Source organism: Microbulbifer maximicatervae (SeqCode) (assembly GCF_052467305.1).
The window spans coordinates 2,613,425-2,633,962 of sequence record NZ_CP174306.1; the positions used below are offsets into that span (position 1 = coordinate 2,613,425).

General features: G+C 50.4%; 19 protein-coding genes. 12 read left to right on the top strand and 7 right to left on the bottom strand.

All coding sequences use genetic code 11. The features are described from left to right. Positions 1-37: 37 nt before the first annotated feature. Positions 38-538, top strand: a complete 501-nt coding sequence (gene greB / locus ACJJI4_RS11500; RefSeq protein WP_444928159.1) for a transcription elongation factor GreB — start codon at positions 38-40, stop codon at positions 536-538. An 82-nt stretch (positions 539-620) separates the two neighbouring features. Here the strand turns inward: greB and ACJJI4_RS11505 are convergent, their stop codons facing one another. The 5 genes from ACJJI4_RS11505 to ACJJI4_RS11525 form a co-directional block, all read right to left on the bottom strand. After that, entirely contained in the window at positions 621-1,055 is a 435-nt protein-coding gene (locus ACJJI4_RS11505) for a hypothetical protein (RefSeq protein WP_444928160.1), read from the bottom strand. 358 nt (positions 1,056-1,413) lie between these two features. After that, positions 1,414-1,779, bottom strand: coding sequence for a hypothetical protein (locus ACJJI4_RS11510; protein WP_444928161.1), 366 nt, complete (start codon positions 1,777-1,779; stop codon positions 1,414-1,416). 934 nt (positions 1,780-2,713) lie between these two features. Beyond that, positions 2,714-2,989: a type 1 glutamine amidotransferase family protein gene (locus ACJJI4_RS11515; RefSeq protein ID WP_444928162.1), complete on the bottom strand. Its 276-nt coding sequence runs from the start codon at positions 2,987-2,989 to the stop codon at positions 2,714-2,716. A 329-nt stretch (positions 2,990-3,318) separates the two neighbouring features. After that, entirely contained in the window at positions 3,319-3,753 is a 435-nt protein-coding gene (locus ACJJI4_RS11520; RefSeq protein ID WP_444928163.1) for a type 1 glutamine amidotransferase family protein, read from the bottom strand. 185 nt (positions 3,754-3,938) lie between these two features. Next, on the bottom strand, positions 3,939-4,331 hold the full coding sequence (locus ACJJI4_RS11525; RefSeq protein ID WP_444928164.1) for a hypothetical protein: 393 nt from the start codon (positions 4,329-4,331) through the stop codon (positions 3,939-3,941). A 438-nt stretch (positions 4,332-4,769) separates the two neighbouring features. Here ACJJI4_RS11525 and ACJJI4_RS11530 point away from each other — a divergent pair, with 438 nt between their 5' ends. From ACJJI4_RS11530 to ACJJI4_RS11540, 3 genes are all read left to right on the top strand, one after another. After that, a complete protein-coding gene (locus ACJJI4_RS11530; protein WP_444928165.1) occupies positions 4,770-6,494 on the top strand; it encodes a hypothetical protein in 1,725 nt (574 codons plus the stop codon). Between the two features lie 168 nt (positions 6,495-6,662). Further along, positions 6,663-7,112 (top strand): MarR family winged helix-turn-helix transcriptional regulator, encoded by a 450-nt coding sequence (locus tag ACJJI4_RS11535; protein ID WP_444928166.1) that lies wholly within the window; start codon positions 6,663-6,665, stop codon positions 7,110-7,112. Positions 7,113-7,117: 5 nt separating this feature from the next. Then, entirely contained in the window at positions 7,118-7,864 is a 747-nt protein-coding gene (locus tag ACJJI4_RS11540; protein WP_444928167.1) for a siderophore-interacting protein, read from the top strand. A gap of 46 nt (positions 7,865-7,910) precedes the next feature. On the opposite strand, the gene ACJJI4_RS11545 is transcribed toward ACJJI4_RS11540, so the two are convergent. Next, complete coding sequence (locus tag ACJJI4_RS11545) at positions 7,911-8,480, bottom strand: hypothetical protein (protein ID WP_444928168.1); 570 nt, start codon at positions 8,478-8,480, stop codon at positions 7,911-7,913. A gap of 393 nt (positions 8,481-8,873) precedes the next feature. On the opposite strand from ACJJI4_RS11545, the gene ACJJI4_RS11550 reads away from it, so the two are divergent. Beyond that, positions 8,874-9,119 carry a hypothetical protein gene (locus ACJJI4_RS11550; protein WP_444928169.1) on the top strand — a complete coding sequence of 82 codons (246 nt, stop codon included), beginning with the start codon at positions 8,874-8,876 and terminating at the stop codon, positions 9,117-9,119. Between the two features lie 100 nt (positions 9,120-9,219). After that, positions 9,220-9,771, top strand: a complete 552-nt coding sequence (locus ACJJI4_RS11555) for a hypothetical protein (protein ID WP_444928170.1) — start codon at positions 9,220-9,222, stop codon at positions 9,769-9,771. Between the two features lie 36 nt (positions 9,772-9,807). On the opposite strand, the gene ACJJI4_RS11560 is transcribed toward ACJJI4_RS11555, so the two are convergent. Then, a complete protein-coding gene (locus ACJJI4_RS11560; RefSeq protein WP_444928171.1) occupies positions 9,808-10,074 on the bottom strand; it encodes a hypothetical protein in 267 nt (88 codons plus the stop codon). Between the two features lie 3 nt (positions 10,075-10,077). Between ACJJI4_RS11560 and ACJJI4_RS11565 the strand changes: the two genes are divergently transcribed. From ACJJI4_RS11565 to ACJJI4_RS11590, 6 genes are all read left to right on the top strand, one after another. Further along, the gene (locus tag ACJJI4_RS11565) at positions 10,078-11,616 is read left to right on the top strand and encodes a type I restriction-modification system subunit M (protein ID WP_444928172.1); all 1,539 of its coding nucleotides are present in this window, start codon (positions 10,078-10,080) and stop codon (positions 11,614-11,616) included. Further along, on the top strand, positions 11,606-12,841 hold the full coding sequence (locus ACJJI4_RS11570) for a restriction endonuclease subunit S (protein WP_444928173.1): 1,236 nt from the start codon (positions 11,606-11,608) through the stop codon (positions 12,839-12,841). The genes ACJJI4_RS11565 and ACJJI4_RS11570 overlap by 11 nt, the downstream gene beginning before the upstream one ends. Then, positions 12,838-13,518 (top strand): UPF0149 family protein, encoded by a 681-nt coding sequence (locus ACJJI4_RS11575; protein ID WP_444928174.1) that lies wholly within the window; start codon positions 12,838-12,840, stop codon positions 13,516-13,518. The genes ACJJI4_RS11570 and ACJJI4_RS11575 overlap by 4 nt, the downstream gene beginning before the upstream one ends. A gap of 65 nt (positions 13,519-13,583) precedes the next feature. Further along, complete coding sequence (locus tag ACJJI4_RS11580) at positions 13,584-15,854, top strand: DUF8426 domain-containing protein (RefSeq protein ID WP_444928175.1); 2,271 nt, start codon at positions 13,584-13,586, stop codon at positions 15,852-15,854. Beyond that, the gene (locus ACJJI4_RS11585; protein ID WP_444928176.1) at positions 15,851-17,194 is read left to right on the top strand and encodes an McrC family protein; all 1,344 of its coding nucleotides are present in this window, start codon (positions 15,851-15,853) and stop codon (positions 17,192-17,194) included. Before ACJJI4_RS11580 ends, ACJJI4_RS11585 begins: the two co-directional genes overlap by 4 nt. A 38-nt stretch (positions 17,195-17,232) precedes the next feature. Next, a complete protein-coding gene (locus tag ACJJI4_RS11590; protein WP_444928228.1) occupies positions 17,233-20,532 on the top strand; it encodes a type I restriction endonuclease subunit R in 3,300 nt (1,099 codons plus the stop codon). Positions 20,533-20,538 lie beyond the last annotated feature (6 nt).

Genomic DNA, 20,538 nt, shown 5'->3' on the forward strand with positions numbered 1-20,538 from the left:
AAACAATATTGAATTAAAAAGAGTTTAAAAAAATACTATGGGAAGATGGAGACCGCCGCGTCCACGCGGCTCCCGCTACATCACCGCAGAGGGCGCGCAGCGTATGCGCGCCGAAGTTAAGCACCTCTGGGAGGAGGAACGCCCCCGGGTAACCCAGGCGGTTAGCGACGCCGCCAAGCTGGGAGATCGCTCGGAAAACGCAGACTATATCTACGGTAAAAAAAGGCTGCGGGAAATCGACAGCCGCGTGCGCTTTCTCACTAAGCGCCTGGAAGAGATTACTGTTGTAGATCGAATACCGGACGATAAGAAAAAGGTTTTTTTTGGAGCCTGGGTAACGCTTGAAGATGATGAGGGAGAGAGCGTTTGCTACCGCATTGTAGGACCCGATGAATTCGATGTAAAAGCAGGCTTGATATCTATGGACTCCCCCGTTGCCCGTGCCTTATTAGGGCGCAAGCTCGATGATGAAGTGGATATCCGTCAGGGGGAAAAGTGGCAGGCTTTCTACATTACTGACATTCGTTACGAGGAGTAGTTTCGGCCTCCAGAGCCTATGAAGAGGTCGTACTTATAGAACTAAATACGACCTCTAAACAACCAAGCTGAGATAATCATTGTCATAACTTCACCAATCCATGCCGGTACTTATACAACGCTTTCTCTTCCTCATAGTTTAATCGGCGCCTTGACACAGCCAGACAACACAAGATGTTTAATAGTGGAAGTAAAAATGTATAAATAGAAATCCCCCCTAAGCTCACCCAGATAGAGACGATCACCCCACTCAATAGCCCAGGAATCACACGGTAGGATGCTGTAACAGGCCGCCCCATAAACTTAACGAGGATACCTGCAATAAATCCTGGGATCACATAAACATACAAAGGGATAATACCGCGGGCAAATGAAAGCAAAACGAGCGTACCCAATGTACCTAACAACACCGCAAATATCGCGAGGGGCATACTCTGTTCTTTCAGTAACCTCTCAATCAAAGAGTGGTACTTACTTATATTTAATTCACTTTTAGGGGCTTTATAAATATCACTCATGGGGCTTGTACACTTTCAGAGTCTGCCGAAGTGCGACTATAGTATCTCAGGTCAGCGCTTTCAAAAACACTAGATGAATAATTTAGAATCGCTTACAAATACACGAATTGAAATGTGCCCATAAAAATAGTGTGAACTCCAGGTGAAAATCGATGGCCATTCTGTAACCACCTTAGAAAGCGAACCTGTACCCCCTATCAAAAGCCAAAAAAGGCTTACCTTTTAGGTAAGCCTTCAGTAAAACTAAAAAATACTTCTTATAGAGTATTATAATACTGATTCACACCAACAGTGATTCCAGCAGAAAAATCAGATTTAACCTGTTCTGAACTCATCCCAAATTTCAAATCTGCATTGTTCACGTTGAGCTCAACAAACAGGATTCCCACTTGGGAATAAGCATATTCCACTCGGACACCGCCTCGTTGAGGCCATTAATAACTGCTGTATAGTTTGCCCCCTCTTCATCAGAGATCGCAGTTTGAATATCACTTATCGCATCGGAAACATCACTTTCAATTCTTTGCCGCTCTTGCAACACGGCCTGTAAATTATCTTCAACTTGCTGGGTTTCTTCTGTTAGCTGTCCAAAGCTCTGAGACAGTACTTGCAGAGTGGATACATCAGTAGTGATCAGGTCCATCTCTGCCTGCTGATCCTGAATACTCTTTTGATCCGCAACAATTTTTGCAGCAGCCACCGGCCCCATCACAAACCATTTCAACAAGCCCTCTGGAAAAGCCACGATAGAAGCAACCGTACCGAGAGAGATAACAGTGGCATCGGCAATATCCAGCGTAACGATGCTGGCAGTCAGGGGTTTGATATCTGCCTGTAAATTCTTGATATCCTGCCCCAGATCAGCAATTTTCTGCTCGTCAGCCTGGGAATCCTTTACAGAATTATCGAGATAGGTTGCTTCTTATAATGAATCGCAAACAAAAATACATTTATATTCACATTGCTGCTATCAAATCAAACCCTCTAGCCCAGTAAGCACTGATCAGAATCACTCAGCCTCGCAACTATCTCCGTCAAATGCTGCAATCAAATCCAAGGCACCCCCAACCTCTTTATATATGATTAGCTTCCGACTATAAGAACCCAGCAGCCATGAGCCGCAGGCCACCCAGTAAGTGGCTTCTCTTGAGGTAACACAGAAGACGCTTTGCGCATCAGATACACGCCAAAACAATCGTCCTTTGGAAAACCCCCTACTCTCGAGTCTCAAAACGCCAATATCATTCTGTTTAGCCCATTGAAGAATTTGCGCCTTGAAAAACTCGGATCTAATCGGCATTAACAAATAGGGAACCGCACCCAATAGAGCCAATAAGGCCACTATTACATTGTTCCCCAGAGAGGGGCTAAACACATAGGCCAGCTTCCCCAAAGTTACCGATATTATTAATACAATAAATGGACGCATATTCACTGCCGCCGATTTCAGTTCCCTTTAGAAAGAATGGTAGATAAATATGCAGAGACAAGATTTAGCTACAAGGGCGATCGAGTGATCCCGAGTTGGTTACCCGCGTTATAGCATATTGAGACTAACAGGTAGAGATTGGTCGCATTGAGGCCAAACTCGTTAGAGCTTGACCCGCAGAATGACTGCCTAACGATAGAGCAAATACACAATAAGGTACTGGAGCAATTTAGTTGCTCTCGATTAAACCCAGCATTTCCTTTGCAACCAGCGCAGAAGAAGGTAAAAACATTGTAGAAACAATACGCTGATCGGATATGACATCATGCTTATCTGCAACATTATCCTTATTAATAATAATGGCTCCATTCTCTCGAAGGCGTTCCTCTACCAAGAACGGTAATAAAGTACCCTGCTTAGCCCAAGACTTCTCTTTTTCTGTGGAGTCCGGGAAACCGGCAACCTTCTTGCCCCTTACCATATAATGGCCATCTTTCAGTTTCACATCAGCAAACGCACCTGCCCCATGGCCACAGCTGCCCACAACTCCCCCTTTCTGGTAAATCCCACCCATAATATTAGGGAGCCTCTGAATAACTCCGTGATACCTCTGGCATGCAGAGCGGTTCACAATCAAGGCGCGGCTTCGCAGGAATGTCTAGACCTTTCAAGAAGTCGCAACGCGGAGTGTGAATCGCTCTGCAAGCCCCGAAGGGCGGGCCTTGAAGGCCACAGCTGCTGCGTTGCAGCTCTTGCCAAGGGCTACGGCCATTCGCGGCGAGCTGCGCCTAACATCTGCAGCCTTCAAGACCCGCAGAGGCATTATGGAGTTATTCAGAGGCTCCTTAGCAGCTCACGATTAGATGCCACATCAAATAAGGTTCCATAGCCTCCACCGATATAAACAGCTGCATAATTCTCTATAACTACTTGCTCAGGCTTTAGTGAACTATTAGCCCGCTCTAAAAAACCTTCATATTTGATGGTGTAACTACTAATCCCCAGTGGATCCATCATAAACGGGACCACCCCACCTTTTGGCGAAACAAAGTCCACGTTATACCCATGGGAAACAAAAATATGGTAAGGCGGAGCGTACTCCCACAAATTATTTCTCGCATCGTGTTTCTCCGGATCACCCATATCCTGAAGATTAGAAGCAACGATTAGTATCCGCTTATTCTCAGCTGCTTGTGAAGGTGTAATAAAGCCCGTCACAAGAATTATCATAGAGCAGATAAGGCTACAGATTTTTGCCGTTTTTCTCACGTTCAACTTCCCCATTCGAATAACTTTGATACGAAATAGATAGATTACATGAGTAACGTACAACCTTGACATAAGATCGATAGTTTGCAGGAGAAAAGCGATATAGCGAGGTCAAACTGCCCCAAAAGTAACAACTGCCAAGATTTCTATAGCGCCAAGCCTACCACCACAAAGTTAACACCCTATTACCGAGCAGCCTTAATAGTTAGGGCAGTAACAACACCCCAAATCCAATTGAAAAACAATACCAGGACTGGTGTTAAGACTCCCAACTCAAATCCGGCAACACCCTTCCCTGCCATCACAGGGAAAACCACAAACAATTGAAATGCAGAGGGAAAAAAACTAAGAAGAGCTCCTTTTAAAAGTAACTTCGATGACCAGAACGGAAGAATAAATAGCAGTCCCCATAAGCCACCCCAAACAATACGAGGATAAAGCCACTCAGGAGATAGAGGAGGGGCAATTGATACGCCAAAAGCGGCATTAATCCCCAACTGGCCAAATAGCCACACCGCAATACTGTTTGCCAAAGCACCGAGGCTTCCGGCTGCGAAGAATATCAGTAGGTTTTTCATCTCCCTCTCCTAGAGTTGTAGGGCCACTGCAATATTTACTCGCGAATCAAACCACAATATAGAAGAACCATCGTCACTCAACGGAAAATAGCCTAGCGCACGAATCACAACCTCACCCGAGATGACAGAGTAACTTTTCTACTTTACCTACCCAATAATACAGAACATAAACCAAATTTATCTTGAGTACGCCTGCGTACCAATTAGACACAGCGGAAACGCCAGAAAAATTAGATAAAGCACTAGCCCCCTACTTCTCAAGAATGACTACTTAAAAAATATTTTCAATTTGAGAACCAGCAATATCCGCTGATCGTTTTTGCAACTAATCCCGAAAGAAAATAACTAGCTTCTCAAGCGTCAAATTTATGTAATAGATAAGTGGTACGCTTGTATTTATTTTATAAATCAATTAAAACCAAATAGGAACTAGTACTTATGAAAGTGCCATCAGCAGGAGTGCTGTACCCGATTTTATTAGGATTGGCGATTTCGTCAGCGACGTCTCAAGCCCAGTCCTTTGATGAGAGCGCCTATATTGACAGGCAGCTGCAATATATTGAGGAAGGAGTCACCTCTACCAACGATACTGCCGTCGTACTTCAGGCATACACCGGTGATGATCTCAACTGGGATGCGCTAAATAAGAACCTGGATGTACTCCGCAACGGCGGCAAGAAAAATTCTGACTTCACTCTCACCCGCCTAATCCGCATCTTATTCTTCCGCCCCGAAATAAAAGACGAACTCTTTGCCGCACTCGACGGCTATCACTTCTGGTTTAAAGAAGGCGGGACGGGTGACCATGTCTTTGCTTCAGAAAACCATATGATCATGTACACCTCTGCCCAATATCTCCTCCAGGAGAAATATGGGGCATTTGAGGACGACAGAACTTATAAGCGCCTAAAGCGCTATCTGGAAGTGAAGAACCAATATGGTTTCTATGAGTTCTACTCCCCTGTTTACTACCCCTATACCCTCTCGGCACTGCTAAACCTCGTAGACTTTGCAGAGGATGAGGAAATTCGTGAACTTGCAATCGGCGCTGCTCATCGCTTGCTGCAAGATATTTTATTGGTGACCAACGACCAGGGGATCAACTTCGCCGCAGCCGGGCGCAGTAATGACGGGTACCGCCGCAATGGGTCCGGAGGGAATATCAACCGGATTATCTACCTCCTGACAGGTCTGGGCAAAGAGTCAGTACGCACCCCCAGTCCCGCCGGCGTAATGCTCGCCACATCCGGGTTGGAAATCACCGATGAGGTTTTCGAATATTTCGGTAAAGATCTCAACATAAATTATTCAGTCGGCCATTCGCTGGGGGATGCCAGAAACGAGATCTATGCAGACTTTCCCCGGGAAGAGCGCGTACCCTTCTATTGGAGCCAGGGAGCCTACTTCCACCCCGATGTCGCAGCGGATACCGCCTGGTTCGCCAGCAAATACCAACTCGAAGGTTATGAGGGACTCAAAGCATTTGACCAATTCCTGGGACTATCCGAAGCAGCCGCCCCTGCGGCCGCCAAGGCCGGGGCTGTATTCAGCCGCAGCTCTGTCCTCTCCTCGGCCAACTTCTCCATGTACAAAGATGGCGGAGTCATGATGCACTCCATCCAGAATTATTGGGGAGGCCGCCAGGGCTACCAGCAAACCCCCTGGATAGCCACCACCGGTTCCCAATCTATCTGGGCAAAAGTCGGTGACGGCAATAGCACCATGCAAAATGACCACCTGCCGAAAATAAAGCAGGTAAACAATGTCGCCGTGATCCAATACAACCCCTACCCGGAAATAGAACTGTTTCACTCCGGTGGCTCCGATGTCGCACTACAGTGGCCCGAAGAGTTCGAGGAGGAGTCCCGCAGCGGTAACTGGAAGTTTGGTAGGGAAGATGATGGATACGTTGCTGTCCGCTACCCCTGTGGCAATGGTGACTCCAACACTGTGACCTGTGATTGGAACGAGCAGACCTGGGTCGTCATTATGGGAAGTGAAGAGCGCTACGGGAGCTTTGATGCTTTTAGACAGAAGGTGCTCAATGAAGTCAGTTACGATGCCGACTGGGAATGGCACGGCTCCTTCTGGAAAGGCACCTTGAAGTATGTGTACGATTCAGATGTAAAGTTTGATGGAACCGATATCAGCTTGACTTGGTAGCACCTAATTAAGCTCACGGGAAGGGGATACCCCCTTCCCAGCCTCCCTGCACCCCCAACCAAATTACCCTCCACAGACTATCAACCCAACCTCCTTCCATCTGAGCTTAGTTGACAGAGTCAACCAACATCAATAAAGTTGACACTATCAACCAGTTAGCATGGCGCCATGAAAGATACCGCAATCAATGAATCCCTCCACCAGCTTATTCACGCCTACAAACGGCGTTTGCGAGCTGGCATACAGGAGCAGCAAATTGGCTTGCCGGTGAGCCATATACGGATACTCAAAGGTGTCTTCAAATTTCCACTGAGTACTGCCCGCTCAATTGCCCAGCGGATGAATTTGGACAAAGCCCAAGTAACACGGGTGCTAAACGACCTGGTGCACTCAGGGCTAATCGCAAAGACCGACAACCCCAATGACCGGCGCAGCCAGTTTTTGACACTAACTACTGACGGAATAAGCACGCTGGAAAAAGTGAGCGGACAAGAAGCTGAAGTGGCCAGGCAAATGACTCGCAACTTGAGTACTGAAGAGCTAGAAAACTTCGCCCGCATTGCCAGCGTTATGGTCGCCAATATGAAAGAGCACTCCACCCCTGACGAAAGGAGCTAAACCCTATGGCCGAGAAAGTTACCAGAGAATTGGTCGTTATTCGCAGGACACAAGTTACTGAAAATATGCTGCGCATCACCCTCGGTGGCGATGATTTAAAAACTCTCGCCCCCAATCAGGAAAGCGCCTATATCAAATTTCTGTTTCCACAAGCTGGAAGCGAGCGCCCTCTATTGCGAAGCTACACCATCAGACACCAGCGTGAAACTGAAATTGATATCGACTTCGCCCTGCATGAACACGAAGGGCCCGCTCTAAGCTGGGCACTTAAAACGCAGCCTGGCGATACGATCTTAACCCGCGGCCCCGGCCCCAAAAAAATGACCAATCCCGAGGCAGACTGGTTTTTACTATTGGGGGACATGACTGCACTGCCAGCCATCAGCGTAAACCTTGCGGAGCTACCCAAGGATGCAAAGGGTTACGCATTAATTGAGATCTCCAGTGAAGCGGATATTCAGGAGCTGGAACACCCAGAGAACCTGCAAATCCAATGGATTATCAATCCGGCTCCATCCGGCGAGAAACTCCTGGAAAAATTACAGGCACTAACCTGGCTCGATGGGCAGGCCTCCGTATGGGCCGCCTGTGAATTCGACAGCATGCGCACCCTGCGGCAGTTCTTTAAGCAGGAAAGAGTAATCCCCAAAACCCATATTTATATCTCCAGTTACTGGAAAATTGGGCAGTCGGACGAAGGCCACAAACTCGCCAAGCGCATGGACAATGAAAAGATGGAAGGACAGGGATAACTTATAGATAGGCGGGAAGAGAAAGCCTTCTGATTGTAGGCTTTCCCTATTCAACAGAAGCAGGCTTATTTAACCGATACCAATAATTAGACAAAAAACCCCGAGCATCGGGTTTAGAAATCTGCCTGATAATTTCCGGGGCACCCGACCTACAGCGCCATTCATACATAGAGGCACGGCCAGCCACTACTGCAGGAATGGTCCCGGAACTTTGATTATCTTTGCAATATGAAAGCATGGCACTACTCGGCTTCCGACTAGTGTCAGCTTTCTCATCACAGGGAAGATTAGCCCCAACAAAGCAGGCATAGACACTTCCATCCATACATCGCCAATAAGTCCCCCTCGCGACCCAATCTTCAGGTGCTTCTGCATCGAGATTGGCCGCTCTTCTGATACCATCAACGATTTCCTCTGGCATAGCTTGGCCGGCAAAGCGCTGAACTGGGTTGTCATCATTCACTACCGCCGCGCAATATTCAAAGGGATTACTGGATAGCTTGCCTCCTCCAGCGCTACTTACTTCAGAGTTAACCGCAACGATCAATATCCATAGCAGCGCAAAAATACTCACGACTAGAGCAGCCACTTTTAACATCATCCCAGTCCGTTCCATAAAGGGTTTACCTGCCACCTACTAAAAAGGGAGAAGGAAAGAATACACCGCGCTTGGGACCCTATGAGGCATGGATGCCGATTAGGAGCTTACAGGGATGTATTCACAGCCTGTCTCGAGTGCGGTGTATTCTATCCTTCCACCCCAGTAGTAAGTTCCGCCCGCACTATTCAAGTGCCAGATCCAAGGGTGTTAACAACTTTAGTATGACGCCTCTTAACACTTTTAAAACTATCTTTTATTTTCCGCAGTCACCGAGCCTCTCAGGCGGCAGAAATCACAAACAGCAACTATACTCATCCGAAGCGATTAGGTAGTGAGCAGAAGCTTCCGAGTTAGAAAGCTGGTTTAGAAAATTCCAATAAAAACCCTGTTTTCAAAAGGAGTTATCAGTTGATCAATCACTCCCCCTCAAAAATAGACAAAGTGGCCACTCCAGAACTCCCACAGTGGATCAGTTGCCGCGAACGCCTACCCCACAAAGGGGACGCCACCAGCCGCGGCTATGTACGGGTAATCTGGAAATCAACAAGATCTATTAATGGAGACGCCAATACCACCTGGGAAGTGGGTATGGATCATTATGAAAATGCTCGCACCTATTTAGGCTGGATGCCAATAGCCAAAAAGGGGGAATAAACAGTACAAACTAATTGTGCCCACAATTAAGTACACCCTAATGATATTTTGGGTAGGTAGTATTTCAACATAAGATTTTAGGCGCTCACTTCTAGTAGCGATGCCACTGCTACCCAGCTGTGCGGGAGAGCGATTCGGTGACTATAACTTAACGCAACAGGCTATTGAGAAAAGTAGAGACTGCGGCTTAGAATACCAGCGCACCCCAAGCCAAGACTTTCCTACTACCCTTTCCCTCGTCGAAACATGTACTGATCGAATAGATAGAGAACTAATTGGGTACTTCAGAGGCAACTTAGCCATAGCGCCAGAAATACACACCTTTGAGCCCTGTAACATCCAGCTTCTACAAGCCCAAACTGATAGAGTAATCAAACCCAAATCTATTTGGTTCAGTTCGCAACCAGATATTGAGGTTGCAGACTGGAGCCGTCATTTTCTTATCGCAAAAGGCGAACTACACGGCCCCGGCAGGTATGGGCACTTTGGTACCTACAGCTATTTATTTGTAGCCACCGAAATTATTCATATAACCAATAACACCAATAGCAACTGCGAACCCCACTTCTACAATATTGACGAGCAATTGGAACATACCAAGCCTGCCGCCCCCAATCCCCTCGACAAAACCAGACCTCCAGCTGAACAATAAACAACCAACCCGATTCCCCAAAAGACACAAGCTGCCCTACAGCCCTTGACGCCATCCGGCAGCTGAATCACCATCCCCGACATTTAGCGCAATCCGGGTTTGCCCCGGCCTTGTCTGGGAAGCTGCAACACCATCGGGACCATCGGGCAACCGTTCCAGAGCCGGCCCGACCAGCGAGCCACCCAAACAGATAGCACCGGAAAACCGGGTAACAACGCCCGCGACAGCACCTGTAGAAAGGCCAGCGCCAACCGAATTCGACCGGGCCCCAGCGCCCAGCAGTACACAAAGGACAACAAACACCCCATGAGCAGCAATAGCGCCGCCGAACAGATCAGCCAGGACAGTATCAACAAAGCCCTGTGGAATGCCTGCGACACCTTTCGCGGCACCATCAGCGCCGATACCTACAAAGACTTTATCCTCACCATGCTGTTCCTCAAGTACATCTCCGATGTGTGGCAGGACCACTACGAGGAATATGTGGAAACCTACGGCGATGAGCCGGAGCTGATCGAGGAGATGATGAAGAGCGAGCGCTTTGTACTACCGCCCAGTGCCAGCTTCTACACCCTGTACGAGCACCGCCACGAGCCCGGCAATGGCGAGCGTATCGATCAGGCCCTGCACGCCATCGAAGAGGCCAACGGCACCAAGCTCAAAGATGCTGGCAAGAGCGTATTCCAGGATATCTCCTTCAATACCGACAAGCTGGGCGAGGAGAAGCAGAAGAACACCATCCTGCGCCACCTGCTGGAAGACTTTGCCAAAACCGAGCTGAACCTGCGCCCCAGCCGTGTGGGCAACCTGGATGTGATCGGCAACGGCTACGAATACCTGATCAAGAACTTCGCCGCCAGCGGCGGCCAGAAGGCCGGTGAGTTCTACACCCCGCCAGAAGTTTCTGAGCTGATCGCCGAACTGCTCGACCCCCGCCCCGGCGACCGTATCTGCGATCCTACCTGCGGCTCCGCCTCCCTGCTAATGAAATGCGGGCGCAAGGTGCGGGAACACCACGACAGCAAGCAGTACGAGCTCTACGGCCAGGAAGCTATCGGCTCCACCTGGTCCCTGGCCAAGATGAATATGTTCCTGCACGGCGAGGACAACCACAAAATCGAATGGGGCGATACCATTCGCAATCCCAAGCTGCTGGACAAAAACGGCCATCTGGACCTGTTCGATATCGTCACCGCCAACCCGCCCTTTTCCCTGGACAAGTGGGGCCACGACGAAGCCGGCAACGACCCCTTCGGCCGCTTTCATCGCGGCGTACCGCCAAAAACCAAGGGTGACTACGCCTTTATCCTGCATATGGTCGAAACCCTCAATCCCAAGAGCGGGCGCATGGGCGTGGTAGTGCCCCACGGCGTGCTGTTCCGGGGCGCCGCCGAGGGCAAGATCCGCAAGCAGCTGATCGAGGAGAACCTGCTGGACGCCGTGATCGGCCTGCCGGAAAAACTCTTCTACGGCACCGGCATCCCCGCCGCCATCCTGATCTTCGCCCGCGACAAGCAGGACGACAGCGTGATGTTTATCGACGCCTCGCGGGAGTTTAAAGCGGGCAAAAACCAGAACCTGCTCACCCAGGACAATATCGACAAGGTAGTGGCTACCTACCGCCAGGGCGCCGACCTGGACAAATACGCCTATGTGGCCAGCCACAAGGAAATTCGGGATAACGACTACAACCTGAATATCCCCCGCTATGTAGATACCTTCGAAGAGAAGGAAGAGATCGACCTGCTTGCCGTGCGTGCCGAGCGCCAGCAGCTTAAGGCTCAGTTAAGCGAGCTGGAAGGGGAAATGGAGCAATATTTGCAGGAGTTGGGTTATGGTGCCTAAGGGGTGGAAGGCTAATGAGCTACAGAATCTGTGCACGAAAATTGCTGTAGGGTTGGCTATTTCAGTTACACCTTTCATGAGAGCTAAAGGTGTCAAGTTAATTAGAAATCAAAATATTAAAAGAAACTACTTTAACTCCGACTCAATTGCTTACATTTCTCCAGAATTCGCTGAATCTAATCAAAGTAAAAAAGTGAAGCAAGGCGATATAATAGCTGTAAGAACCGGTTCAAATATCGGTGAGGCTTGTGTAGTTCCAGAAAGTTTCGACGGCGCTCTCACCTTTACAACTTTAATTGCGCGCCCTGAGGCAAAGCTAATAGATTCAATATATCTCTCCGCACATATTAACTCTGACCTGGGCATTGCAGAGGTTAATCGCCTATGTGCAGGAGGAGGAAAGCCGAATCTCAATTCAGGTGAATTGAAACGCTACCGAATACTCACCCCTCCGCTCCCCGAACAAAAAAAGATCGCCCAAGTCCTATCCACCTGGGATAAGGCCATCGACACCAGCGAAAAACTGCTCGCCAACAGCCGCCAGCAGAAAAAGGCCCTGATGCAGCAACTGCTCACCGGCAAAAAGCGCCTGCGGGATAAGAATGGGGTTCGGTTTAGTGGGGAGTGGAAATTCCAAAAACTTAGCAGTATTTCAAACCGCATCCAGCGAAAATCAGAAGGTAATGACCATCCAATCCTTACCATATCCTCCCTAAGTGGTTTTGTAAGGCAAGATGAACGTTATAACCGATACATGGCGGGGGAAAGTGTCAAGAACTATATCCTTCTTGAAAAAGGAGAATTTGCATACAACAAAGGGAACTCTAAAACGTACGAGTTTGGGTGTATTTTTGACCTAGAAGGCTACGAGGAAGGATTAGTACCCCATGTGTACGTTTGCTTTAAGCTAAATTCCAATTTAAGTCATAAATACTTCAAATTCTTATTTGAAGCAGACTATTTAAAACCTCAACTTCGAAGGCTAGTTAATACTGGAGTTAGAAATAACGGCCTACTCAATATTAAACCTTCAGAGTTTCTTGCTACAAAGGTGCCCGTACCCAGCTTGGAGGAGCAAGAAAAGATAGCTGACCTTTTATATGCAGAGTCGGAAATCATAAAAAATCTTGAAGCAAAGCTCGACTGCCTAAAGCGGGAGAAAAAAGCCCTGATGCAGCAGCTGCTCACCGGCAAGCGCCGGGTCCAAGTGGAGAATGCCCAATGACTTTTAGCGATACCGTCGATCTCGATGCGCCCATCAGTGAAGCCGATCTGGATTATATAGACGAAGTACTGCACAAATACGGCAACGACGACTCAATATTGGATATCTGCGAGCTGGACGGCTTCCTCACCGCCCTGGTGTCCGGCCCGGAGATGATTCCCCCCGGCCGCTGGTTCTCCGCCCTCTGGGGCGGCCCCGGCAATGAACCGGAGTGGGAGTCCGAGGAAGAGATGCAGCGCTTTATGGCGCTGCTATTCCAGTTGATGAACAGTAATGCCATGGTGCTAACGGAAGCCCCCGAAGAGTTCCAAGCCCTATTCAATGAGGCCAATAAAGAGGGTGAGCCCTCTTTTATCTTCCCTGGGGAATGGTGTTTCGGCTATATGCAGGGTGTGGACCTGGGCCAGTGGCCCAGCCTGCCCGCAGAACTTGACGCCCAACTGCAAGCCATCGCCCTGCACGCCCGCGAGGAACATTTCGATTACCTAGGGGGCTTGACGAAGGCCGAGTATCAGCAGACCGTCACCCAAATAGAACCCGCCGCCCGCGCCCTGCACGGCCACTGGCTGCAACAACGCGCCCCGGAACGCCCCTACCGAGCCGACCCCAAAACCGGCCGCAACGACCCCTGCCCCTGTGGCAGCGGTAAAAAGTTTAAACGCTGCTGTTTGCATTGAGCACCCCAGCAAGAAATCTGGGGCGGTCCAAACCAAGAAAATAACCAGTTACAGGGATGATATAGATGGATACGGAAACCACCAGCAAACTCTCTAACGCCGTTACTACACTTTTCGGCACTGCCGGAAACAACTTTCTCGAATCGAAAGCCCAGTGGGAAACAGATTATAAAGATCTACTTTCCCGTATTCAGGAGGCGCGAGAAACCGGTACTATTTCCGATAAACTACTGGAAGACTTATGGTGGACCCGCAGCAATGGCGTCGCCACCATAAAGACAGGGGCCCTCTCACGGAAAGCGCTCGAACAATTGCAACAAGAGTTTCGCAGCCTAACCAGGCAAATTTTTTCTGACTGCTCAGAGAAAGTCCACCGTCAGGTTATCGATAGTTTTATGGCTTTTAAAGCCCAGGGCCTGGTTGTTGGCGTGCTGCACTCAGTGATTAACCGGGTCTTTGCTGCCGCTCACCCCAGCCAGTGCACCACGGTAGTATCACCCAATATTTTTAAATTGCTTGTAAAAGATATCAATCGTCAATGGGAAATTGATCTGCCCGATGGCAAAGAAGACTGGCTGGCAAGCAATAGAGCCCTCAAAGAAATCATCAACCGGCACAGGCCGGCTACTTTTGATGATGTACAAACTAATATTCTGATCTGGCGGCTCTACGCAGAGAACGATTCGCAAGAGAATGAGCTTATGGATGAGAAACTCCCCCTCGCTAACTTATCTATCCAGCCTCTCAACCAAATCCTGTTTGGTCCTCCCGGCACCGGCAAAACCTACAACACGACTCGTCTGGCCGTACAGATCGCCGACCCACAGTGGTACGCCAATCAAGATGAGCCGGATAGTCGCTCAGTGAGAGAACGCTACGACGCTCTACAGGCAGAAAAGCGCATTGTCTTTACCACCTTTCACCAGAGTTTTGCCTACGAGGACTTTATTGAGGGTATCCGCGCGGAGAGTAGTGACAACGGGCAACTAAATTATTCCGTTCACGACGGTGTATTTAAGGAGTTATGCGAGTCCGCCGATGCCAAAGTTACCCGCCAGAGCGGCGAGCAGATTGACCTTAATGGCCGCCGTTTTTGGAAAATGTCCCTGGGCAATACCCTGGAGGACAACGACGATATTTATCAGGAGTGCCTGGAAAATAATTATGTCTTGTTGGGCTATGGCGAGAGTATCGATTTTTCTCGCTGTACTAGCCGCGATTCCGTGCGCAAGCAGTTTGAGACGGCCAATAGCCTAGAAATTCAGCAATCTGACTACCCCATCACTGCGGTACATAACTTCCGCAATACTCTTCAGGTTGGGGATTTGGTGGTTATTTCCGATGGCAACCGCAAGTTTCGCGCAATTGCGGAAATCACCGGCGACTACCAACGCCTGGAAACCGATGAGCGCACCGGTTACCAGCAGGCGCGCCCGGTAAAATGGCACCGGCAATACGAACCCAGCCTGCCCCGTGAGCAACTGTTTAAAAAAGCACTCTCACAAAAGACGCTCTACGAACTGCACCCATCGACGATTGATATAGACAAACTCGCAGAGCTGTTGGCCCCACAGGATATTAGTGAGCCACAACAAAAGCCATTGGTTTTGATTATCGACGAAATCAATCGCGGCAATATTTCGCGGATTTTTGGAGAACTGATCACCCTGCTGGAACCCGTCAAGCGCAAGGGCGCTGAAGATGCCCGTGAAGTGATACTGCCCTACTCCAAAAAAACCTTCGCTGTGCCGCCCAATGTGTATGTGATCGGCACCATGAACACCGCCGATAAATCCCTGGCGCAGCTTGACCTGGCCCTGCGCCGCCGCTTTAGCTTTGTAGAAATGCCCCCCAGTCCTGAATTATTGGCAGGTACACAGGTTTACGGTATTGATATCGGTGAGTTGCTCACAAGCCTAAACCAGCGTATCGAGGCTCTGTTAGATCGAGATCACCTGATTGGCCACAGCTACTTTTTGCCTCTGTGCGGCCTCCCTTTAGAAGAACGTGAGAGCAAGCTGGCCTCTATTTTCCAGCAGCAGATACTGCCGCTATTACAAGAGTATTTTTTTGATGACTGGCAGCGCATCGGCTGGGTACTGAATGACCCGGCGAAACATCCGCACAACCGCTTTATCATTGAGGGTGGCCAACAACCTTTAAACGAATTATTCCCTGCGGATATCGCCAGCCAAATCAATGAGCGGCGTTTTTCCCTCAATACAGAGGCCTTTATCCAAGCCGATGCCTATCGCGGCATACTGCCCCCAGCTACCGCCACTGCATCACCGAAGTCGCCAGCATTGGAAAAAGCCGAAAGCGAAGTAGCGGTATGATCCAGGTTCGCGAGTACGCCACTCTGCACAGCGACCAAACCAGCTTCGCCACCCTGGATAGTGCGCGGGTTTCGTCACAAACCCTGGCATGGCTGCGGGAACTGGGGCAGAGCCAAGGTAGTCGTTTTATTCGGGATAGCGGCGCCCACAGCATCCAACTGGGCAGCTATGTGGGGTTTCTGCAAAGCCCCACAGGGGAAGCCATCGAAATCCTGCCGAAAACCCACCGGCAACCACCCTCTGCCACTGAAGCGCAGCGGAGCCGGCAACTGTTGCAGAAAATGCTCGCCATCAGCCTGGGAATTACCCCCCGCAGTGCCGGCCCGGCCAATTTGCAGCAACAACCGCTGCCCCTGCACGAGTGGATTTTTTCACAGTTCTTACAAGCCCTGAGCCGGCTGTTAAAACGCGGGCTGCGCAGTGACTACCAGCGCCGGGCGGAGGAGAGCCGGTTTATTCGTGGCCGCCTTAACGTGGCCCGGCAGGCACAACAAACGCCGGACAGGGCCACCTGGTTCCATATTGAGCACGATATTTTCAGCCCTCAAATCCGTGAAAACCGCCTGCTCAAAAGCGCCCTGGAAATTACCCTGAAGCTCTGCGCCAATGCCGATAACTGGCGCTTGGCCAATAGCTTTAATCAACAAATGGCGGCGGTGCCGGCAAACCCGGTGCCACTAGCCGAACTGCCAAAATGGCGCTCGGACCGGTTGATGCAAAGCTATGAGGCGGTCAAACCCTGGTGCCGTTTAATTTTACAAAACCTCAACGCCAGTTTTACCCAGGGCGAGCATCGCGGTATCGCCCTGCTCTTCCCCATGGAGCGGTTATTTGAAAATTATGTGGCGCACAGCCTGCAACAGACATTGCCACCCGGCACTCGCCTGCACACCCAGGCAAGCAGCCAATACCTGTTAAAACACAAACCCGAGGGCACAGAAACGGATGGCCGCTGGTTTCAACTTCGCCCGGATTTGTTGCTGGAAAGTGACACAACCGGAGGTGGTCGCCCACAAGTAGCCGTAATGGATACCAAGTGGAAATTATTAAATGGCCATGCCAGCAATAGCAGTGCAAAGTACAAACTGAGCCAGGCCGATCTCTACCAGCTCTTTGCCTATGGCAACTATTACATGGATGGCCGCGGCCATATGGCCCTGATCTTTCCCGCCCATGGGGATTTTTACCAACCCCTGCCGCGCTTTAGTTTTTCCGACAGCCTACATCTTTGGGCGCTGCCTTTTAATCTGCATAGCCAGCAGTTAGTAGCCGGAGATTGGCAAGCGTATTTTCCCGGCTTGCTCCACAGCCCGGAAACAGAGACACTTTTATCCCAATAAAAATGGATTTCCCTTTGGAGACATGCATTACCGTGGAAATGGATTACACAGCAGTACCGAAATTCCAAGAAGAATACGCCGCAAAGATCCCCGCCCTGGCCCTGTTGTGCAATCTGGGCTGGTCGTTTTTGCCTCCCACCGAGGCCAATGCAGCCCGTAGTGGGCGCCAGGACCAAGTGGTACTCACGGAGATACTGCGCCGGGAGCTGGGCAAACGGACCTTCCATTTCGCCGGTAAAGAGCAGCCGCTCTCACAAAAATCCATCGACCACCTGATTGGCATAGTGTGCAACCCAGCGCTAAACAAAGGGCTGCTAGCAGCCAATGAAGAACTGTACAACCACCTGCTCTACGGCATTTCGGTGACCGAGTTTGTCGATGGCAAAAAAGCTACCCCCACGATTGCCCTGATCGACTGGCACACCATCGAAAACAATCACTTTGCCTTTACCGAGGAATTCAGCGTAACCCGCGCCAGCGGCGTAGAGACCCGCCGCCCGGATATGGTGTGTTTCGTCAACGGTATTCCCCTGGTAGTGATCGAAGCCAAGCGTCCGGATGGCAAGAAAGGGCCCTCTATTGACGAGGGTATCTCCCAGAGCCTGCGCAACCAGCGCCCCGATGAAATCCCGAAGCTATTCGCCTACAGCCAACTGTTGCTGTCGGTGAACGGCGACGAGGGCCGCTACGGCACCTGTAATACCCCGGCAAAATTCTGGGCGGCCTGGCGCGAGGAAGATATCGCCGATGAGGAAATGCTGGCGATCAAAAACCGCCCCCTTTCCAGCGAACAAATCCAAACTCTGTTTAAACAGCGCTCCTCATCAGATCTGGACTGGTACCAGACCCTGATCGCCGGCGGCGAGCTGGCCCTGGGCGGCCAGGATCGGTTGCTAATCAGCTTGCTATCGCCCCAGCGACTGCTGGAGATGGTCCGTTACTTCACCCTGTTCGATAAAAAGGCCGGCAAAATCGTCGCCCGCTATCAGCAGGTATTCGGTATCAAACGGCTATTGGAGCGCATTGCCCAACGCGGCAATGACGGCGCGCGGGAGGGCGGTGTGATCTGGCATACCACCGGCTCCGGCAAATCCTTCACCATGGTGTTTTTAAGCAAGGCGCTGATCTTCCAGCCGAGTCTCAAACAGAGCCGCCTGGTTATTGTCACCGACCGGGTAGATCTGGAGCGCCAGCTCAGCAATACCTTTGCCAGCGGTGGAGAACTGGCGGGCAAGAAAGACAAAGAAGCGGCCATGGCTACTTCCGGCAAGCGTTTGGCCCAGCAGATTGGCAGCGGCAATGAGCGGATTATCTTCTCGCTGGTGCAAAAATTTACCGGCGCCACTGCCCTGCCGGAGTGTCGCAACGACAGTGCCGACTTGATTGTGCTGATCGACGAGGGCCACCGCAGTCAGGGCGGCGAAAACCATATCCGTATGCGCCAGGCCCTACCCAATGCCGCCTTTGTGGCCTTTACCGGCACACCACTGCTGAAAGACGACAAAACCACCAATAAATTCGGCCCCATAGTCCATGCCTATACCATGCAGCGGGCGGTGGAGGATCGCACCGTAACCCCGCTGTTGTACGAAGAGCGTATCCCGGACTTGAATGTTAACGAGCGCGCAATTGACCGCTGGTTTGAGCGCATTACGGTGGGCTTGAGCGAGGAGCAGCAGGCAGATTTAAAGCGCAAGTTTGCCCGCAAGGGAGAGATTTACACCGCCGACGATCGCATTCGACTGATTGCTACCGATATCGCCACCCATTTTGTTAAAAATATCGATGCGGGCTTAAAAGGTCAGCTGGCCTGCGATAGCAAAGCCACTGCCATCCAATATAAAAAGTACCTGGATGAGGCCCAACAGCACTGGCCAGAAGCGCAGAAATTTGAATCGGCGGTAGTGATCAGTGCACCGGATACCCGCGAGGGCAACGAGGCGGTAGATGAATCCTCGATGCCGGAGGTGGTGAAGTGGTGGAAAGACAATGTGGGCTCGCAAAATGAACAGCGCTACACCCAGGGAGTGATTGAGCGCTTCGATAAAGACGACTCCCTGAAATTGCTGATTGTGGTGGACAAACTACTGACAGGATTCGATGAGCCCAAAAATACGGTGCTGTATATCGATAAGCCGCTCAAGGAACACAACCTGATCCAGGCGATCGCGCGGGTCAACCGCCTGCACCCGGATAAAAAATTTGGCCTGCTAATCGATTACCGGGGCATCCTGGCAGAGCTGGATACCACCATGCAGAAATACCAGGATCTGGCCGCGCGCACCCAGGGCGGTTACGATATCGACGATATCGCCGGGCTCTATAGCCCCATGAGCAGCGAGTACAAGCGCCTGCCCCTGCTGTATAAAAACCTTTGGGGCATTTTCGCCGGTGTGAAAAATAAGCAGGACACCGAGCAACTGCGTCAGGTGATAGTGCCCAAAATTGAACAGCGCAATGGTGAATTGGTCGATATAAACCTAAAAGTGCGCGAGGACTTCTACGAGGCACTCACCCACTTCACCACCTGCCTGAAAGTAGCCTTGCAATCGGCCACCTTCTTCGAAGACAAAAGCTTTAGCGACAGTGATCGCCAGCACTACAAGCAGACGGTTAAACAATTTGCCAGTTTGCGCCAATGGGCGCTACAGCAAACCGGAATCTCTGTGGACTATGACCAGTACGCGGCCCAGGTAAAAAACCTGTTGGATAAGCATGTGGTGGGCGTGGAAATCTTAGAGCCCGAGGGTAAATATGAAGTCAATAAAATGGGCAAGGCGGAGCGGCCTGAAGATTGGGGGGAGGACAAAACCCGCAACGAAACCGATATTATTAAAACCCGCGTCACCCGCATGATCGAACAGGAGTTGCGCGACGACCCCTATGCCCAGGAAGCCTTTTCCAAGTTACTGCTGCAAGCGATTGAGGAGGCGGAAAAACTGTTCGATCACCCACACAAGCAGTACTTACTGTTCGAAGCGCTGGAAGCCCAGGTAAAAGCCCGCAGCCTGGACGAAATCCCCAACGCTTTTGCCGATAATCGTCATGCCCAGGCCTATTTTGGTGTATTCAAGAAAAACCTACCGGAGGTTTTTGCGGTTGGTGATAGCCAGGTACAGGATAAGTGGATCAAGCTGGCCTTCGAGATCGATACAATGGTTGCCCAGTCCGTAATGGAGCACTCCATCAGCCCGCAAAATATTGAGAAGGATATCCATAAAAAGCTGATGCCCAAATTATTTATGGAGTGCAAATCCATCGGCAGTGGTATGGTGCAGGCCAAGAAAATGGTGGAGATGATCCTACAGATCACCCGCGTTGGTTTAAGCGGAGACTAACTTCGG